This is a genomic window from Lentzea sp., assembly GCF_036380075.1.
Lineage (GTDB): Bacteria > Actinomycetota > Actinomycetes > Mycobacteriales > Pseudonocardiaceae > Lentzea.
In genome coordinates this window covers 1-5,615 of sequence record NZ_DASVFL010000114.1, presented here as the reverse complement: position 1 = coordinate 5,615, position 5,615 = coordinate 1, and the positions used below count along the sequence as shown (strand labels likewise).

Below are 5,615 nucleotides of genomic sequence, written 5' to 3'. Positions count from 1 at the left end.
GTGACGTTCGGGCAGGCCTCCATGACCTTCTTGAGCAGCGTCATCTCCGCCGACGTCAGCTCGCCCGTGGCGTCGGAGACCAGCAGCACGGCGTCCGCCTGCATGAGCGTCGCGAACGTGCTCGCGGTGTGCGCGGAGCGGGTGTCGCCGACGCCGGGGGTGTCGATCAGGACCAGACCGCTGTCGAGCAGGGCGCGCGGGATGCCGATCTCGGCGCGCACGACGTCCTTCGACTGGACCGTCGCCTGTTTCGTCACCTGGTCGATCGGGACGGCGATGCGCTCGGTCGGGGTGTGGAAGATCGAACCGTTCGCGGACGCGTTGCGGACCAGCGCCGCCGACGGGGTCTCGGCGTGCTGGACGTAGGTCGGCACGGTCGTCGTGATGTCGTCGCCCACCGCGCACACGGGGGCGTTGAGCAACGCGTTGACCAGCTGACTCTTGCCTTGCTTGGACTCGCCGACGACGAGGACGCGCAACTTCGGATCCAGTTGCTGTGCCCGCTTCTCGCGCAGCCGGGCCTCCAGATCGGGCCTCCGGTGCGTGACGCAGGCCCCGATCGTCTCGTCGAGCACGTCGAGCCAGGGCGGTGCCATCACCTGGCTCATAGTGCCGTGTTCACCCCCTTGGGTGAAAGCCTCGAACGCAAGACCGGTCCTCTTCTGTCAGGACGAGCTGTTCGGAGGGGCGGTGACGTTGCTCACCGCCAGTGCCGGATCGATCACGCCGTGGAGATGCCGAACCGGCCCCGTCCAGGAGGGACGGGGCCGGTTCGCGGGGAGGGTGGCTCAGCCGAGCAGCCCCAGGTCGAGGTCGCCCACGACCGGGACGTTGTGGGTCACGTCGGTGACGGTGCCCAGCACGTTGCCGACGCCGGCGGTGTCGCCGAGCAGACCGGTGGCGGAGTGGGTCACGCCGGACGCGGTGTCGAGGACGCCCGACGCGGTGTGGTGGACCTGGCCGAGGGTGTCGTCGGTCTTCAGGCCGATGTTGCCGTCGGCGATGCTGTCCAGGCCGGTCGCGCTGGCGATGCCGAGACCGGCGTCGCTGCCGCCGAGCACGCCCAGCGCGTCGTGGGCCAGGCCCGTGACGCCGCCGAGGTGGCCGAGGACGCCGTCGGCGCCGGGAACGGAGTGGGCGACACCCGCGAGCGGCGCGTCCACGGTCGCCGTGGCGGTGTCGGCCACGTCGAGGACCGTGCCGGTGAGCGGGGACGCGGTCTGGTCGAGGACCGACGTCACGTCGTTGACGGCGGAGAAGTCACCGTCGACCCGGACGGCACCCGCGCCGTAGACGTCCGCGGTGTTCGTGCCGGCCCACACGGTCAGACCGTGCTCGTCGACGGCCAGGAGACCCGCCGAGGAGGTGGTGAGGTTGTCGAGGGACAGACCCGACGAGGTCAGCTGGGACGCGACGGCCTGCAGCTGGCTGATGGCGCCGAGCGGTCCCTCCGCCAGGACGTCCTCCACGACTCCGTCGAAGTAGACGCCCTCGAGGGCGGGCAGGCCCGCGGGGGTCTCCGGGAGCAGGTCGATGACCAGCGGGATGACTTCCTGGACGTCCACAGCGGTGATGTCCGCGAGCCCGGCCTGCTCCAGGGTGCCCTGAGCATCGGCGGCGAACGCGGCCTTGAGGGACGGGTCGCTGAGCAGGTTGAGCACGAAGTCGTGGAGCGTGCTGGGCTGGATCATCTGAGGGGACTCCTGGTGAGGCACGGATGCGTTGGGTTGATGTGCCACAAGCTAAGAGAGCGGGGTTCCCCGGAACATCGGGGATCACTCCCAGTGAATCCCCGTTCCCTGATTGGGTGACGCTCGTTGACCCCCTAGGGGATTAGGGGCCTCGCTTGAGCGTCTCTTGTTCACCCGTGTAGGTACTGGTCGCTGCTGCGAACAGGTGAGGAAGAGACGTGCCGTACGTACTCGGAGTCGATGTCGGGACCACCCGCACGACGGCTGCCGTGTGCCGTCTCGACGGTGGCGCGGACGCCGAGATCGCCCTCGTCGTGGCGTCGTCGTTGCAGCTCACGGAAGCCGGGACGTTCTCGGTCGGAGAGCGCGGCGTGCCCGGCTGGACGGCCACCGGTTTCGCCCGGCGGGTGGGCGACGCGGTGCCGTTCTCGCTGGGTCCGGAGACGTGCCCGGCCGAGGAGCTCACCGCGTTGCTCGTCCTGTGGGTCGTCGGCGAGGTCGTCGCCCGGGAGGGTGAACAGCCCCGTCACATCGCGGTGACTCACCCGGCCGGGTGGGGCCCCTATCGCCGGGGCCTGCTGTTCACGGCCCTGCGGGCGGTCGGCGTCCACGACGTGACGCTCGTGCCGGAGCCGTTCGCGGCCGCGGAGAACCACGCCGTGCGCGCCCGCGTGCTGCCGGGAGCGACGCTGGCGGTGTTCTCGCTCGGCAGCCACGCGTTCTCCGCGTCCGTCGTGAAGCGGACGCAGAACCGGACGTTCGACCTGCTCAACCACGTCGAGGGCGTCGACCACCACACCGGCGCCGACTTCGACGACCTGCTGGCGGACCTGGTCCGCGGACGCCTGGGCAAGGACGCCCTCGTGTCCGCGGTCGAGTGCGAGGCGGCGAAACGGGCCTTCGGGCCCTCGGTGGTGGTCAGCGGGGTCGAGGTCGGCCGCGACGAGTTCGTCGAGGAGATCCGCCCGTCCGTCGACCACCTGGTCTCCACGTTCGTGCGCGCGCTGGGACCAGCCCAGCCCGACGCGGTGCTGCTCGTCGGCGGTGCCTGCCGGATGACCGCGGTCGGCGACGCGCTCTCCGCGTCCGTCGACTGCCGCGTCCTGGGCGAGGCCGCCCCTGAGCACTCGGTGGCCAAGGGCGCCGCGGTGGCCGCGCGCCTCGTCGTGGTGGGCCCCGACAGCGAACCGGAACCGCTCGAGACCTCGGTCCTGGTGCACACCCGCGAAGCGTCGTTGCGGTTCCCGGTCGGCGAGATCGCCGGTCCGGACGACGACGACTTCAGCGCTCCACCGCCGCGACCGCCGGTGGACGTACCCCCGCTGGAGCTCCCGGTGAGGAAGGTGAAGCGCATGGCGGACGCGCTGAAACCCGCCGGACGTCGCTCCAGCTCCCGATCCGACTTCCGAGACGATGATGAGGACGGCCGTTGAGCGTGACGACGCGAGCCAGGTTGCTGTTGGACGACTCCGTGCGAGATGTCCTGGACCGGATCAACGACGCCACAACGGGCACACCCCTGCGCGTCGTCGTCGCGGCGCCCGGCGGTCACGGCAAGACGGCGCTGCTTTCGGAGATCACCAACCCGGCCGTGCGCGTGGTCGACGACGCGCACCTGCTGGACGACGCGGCTCTGGCCGAGCTCTCCTCCGCGGAACTGCTGGTGGTGGCCTACCGGCCGTGGCCGCGCCGTGCCGCGCTGGCCGAACTGACGCGTGGCGCCGTGGTCGTGCCGCTGGCGCCGTTCACGCGTGACCAGGTCCGCGACTTCCTGCACGCGCCCAAGTCCGTGGCGGACTTCGTCTTCGCCCAGACCGGCGGCGTGCCCGCCTACGTCGAACGGCTCGGCGCCGCGTCCGAGGTCTCCGCGGAGGTCCTCGCCGCGTTCCGCGCCGAGCTGGACTGGCTGGACCCCGACCTGCAGAAGTTCCTGCTGGCCGCCGAAGCCGGTGCCGCCCAGCGCCTCGACCTGCTGTCCGCGTTGCTGGACAAGGACTTCGACGAGGTCAGCGACATCATCGAGGCCGCCCGCGCGACCGGGATGCTCGCCGAAGACGGCACCCTGCTGCCGCTCGCGCACCGCGCCGTCGGTGCGCTGACGCGGGCCGAACGGCGGATCGCCGTGCGCCAGAAGCTGGCCCAGCTCCAGCTCGACCGCGGCGGACCCGTCCTGGACCTGGTGCGCCCGTTGCTGGACACCGGCATCGGCGGACCAGTCTTCGCCGCCGCCGCCCGTGAGGCGCTGTCCTCCGACCCCTCCCTGGCAGCCCGGCTGTTCCAGGCCTCCACCGGCGGCGGAGCCCCTTCCGCCGAGACCGCCGCCTCGTGGGCGACCGCCTCGGCGATGGCCGGCGACCTCGACGGCGCCCTGCGGCTCGCCGACCAGGTGATCAGCGCTCCCGACTCGTCGCACCGCCGCACCGCCGCCGAGGTCGCCGCCGTGGCGTTGGCCCACCGCGGCCAGCTGGCCCGCTCGACTGAGCTGTTCCGGTGGGCGGCCACCCCGTACGCGGCGGCGTTCGCCGGGATCGGGTTGATCGGCACCGGGCACCTGTTCGAGGAAACCCCGCCGCAGCCGCCGACGATGCTCGGTGGTGCGGCTTCCCTGATGCTGCAAGGAGTTCGGCAGTCGGTCTCCGGTGCCGAGACCGCCGCCCTGTCGACGCTGGTCCGTGCCTCCTCGATGCTCGAACCCGCCGGCGGGGCGGTGTTGCTGCCCGACTCACCCGCCGCGTTGGCCGCTCTCGTCGCCGTGCACTGCGGTGAGCCGAACGTCGCCGAGTCCGTGCTGGACCGGGCCGTGGAGACAGGGACCGGCGGCGTGCTGATGTCCGTGCGGCACCGGTTGTTGCAGGCCTGGCTGCACATGCTGCGCGGGAACCTCGCCGTCGCCCGCGAGACCCTGATGTCCGTCCGCGGGACCTTCGAACCGCGGGACTGGATCTTCGCCGTGGCCCTCGAGGTCGGGGTGGCCCGTCGCAACTCCGACCTGGCCACGTTGCGCCGGACCTGGGAACAGGCCTGCGAGGCGGTGCTCCGGCATCCGGTCGACCTGTTCAGCCTGCTGCCGTTGGGGGAGTTCGCCGCTGCCGCTGCCCGGTTGCGGGACCAGGGGCGGTTGGCGCCGCACCTCGCGCAGGCTTCCGCTTTGTTGCGGTCACTGGGGAATCCGCCGTTGTGGGCGACTCAGTTGCACTGGAGCTTGCTGCACGCGGCGATCATTGACGAGAACACCGCCGCTGCCGAGGAACATGCTGCCGCTTTGGCGGTGAATGCTTCCCGGAACCGGTACTGCGCGGTGGTTTCCGCTGCTGCCGAGTGTTGGTTGGACGTTGTCGCCGGGAAAGTCGATCCCGACCGGGTCGAGGAGACTGCTCGCGGGCTGCACGCAGTCGGGCTTTGGTGGGACGCGTCCCGGTTGGCCGGGCAGGCCGCGATCCGGACTTCCGATCGGCAGGCGATGGTTCGGCTGCTCGACTGCGCGCGGTTGTTGCAGGGGCGAGCGGTGTCGCGGCGGGTTGTCGAGGCCGATGTTCCCGTGGTCGAGGACTCCGGGAAGTTGTCCGACCGGGAGCGGGAGGTGGCTCGGTTGGTGTTGGAGGGGATGACGTACAAGCAGGTGGGGGACCGGTTGTTCATCTCCGCCAAGACCGTTGAGCACCACATGGCCCGGATGAGGCAGCGGTTGGGATCTACTTCCCGGTCTGATCTTTTGGCTCAGTTGCGGCACATTGTGGGGGTTGGGTCCTAGGGGGTTCCCTGGTTGCGTTGGCGGGCTTGCTGTTGCGTGCTTCCACCTGGGGGCGCTGCCCCCAGACCCCCGGCAATCTGGTGGATTCCAGGGGTCGTTGCAACGCGGGTGGTCAACTGGTTTCGGTGAGGAGCGTAGTCATGCGTTCGGCTGGGGTGTCCCAGCCGAGTGTT

Annotated in this window: 4 protein-coding genes; 2 read left to right on the top strand and 2 right to left on the bottom strand. The window is 70.8% G+C overall.

The annotated features are described in order from the left end of the window. Both VF330_RS14705 and VF330_RS14700 read right to left on the bottom strand, forming a co-directional pair. On the bottom strand, nt 1-596 hold a 596-nt coding region (locus VF330_RS14705), incomplete at its 3' end, for a dynamin family protein (protein ID WP_330852141.1). A gap of 192 nt (nt 597-788) precedes the next feature. Beyond that, nucleotides 789-1,691, bottom strand: a complete 903-nt coding sequence (locus VF330_RS14700; protein ID WP_330852140.1) for an IniB N-terminal domain-containing protein — start codon at nt 1,689-1,691, stop codon at nt 789-791. 218 nt (nt 1,692-1,909) lie between these two features. Here VF330_RS14700 and VF330_RS14695 point away from each other — a divergent pair, with 218 nt between their 5' ends. Both VF330_RS14695 and VF330_RS14690 read left to right on the top strand, forming a co-directional pair. Next, nucleotides 1,910-3,124, top strand: a complete 1,215-nt coding sequence (locus VF330_RS14695) for an Hsp70 family protein (protein WP_330852139.1) — start codon at nt 1,910-1,912, stop codon at nt 3,122-3,124. Nucleotides 3,125-3,162: 38 nt separating this feature from the next. After that, on the top strand, nt 3,163-5,442 hold the full coding sequence (locus tag VF330_RS14690; protein WP_330852138.1) for a helix-turn-helix transcriptional regulator: 2,280 nt from the start codon (nt 3,163-3,165) through the stop codon (nt 5,440-5,442). The last annotated feature ends 173 nt before the right edge of the window (nt 5,443-5,615 follow it).

Bases quoted from the DNA above. Each gene is read 5' to 3' on its own strand.
- VF330_RS14700 (WP_330852140.1), bottom strand. From the start codon at position 1,691: ATGATCCAGCCCAGCACGCTCCACGACTTCGTGCTCAACCTGCTCAGC.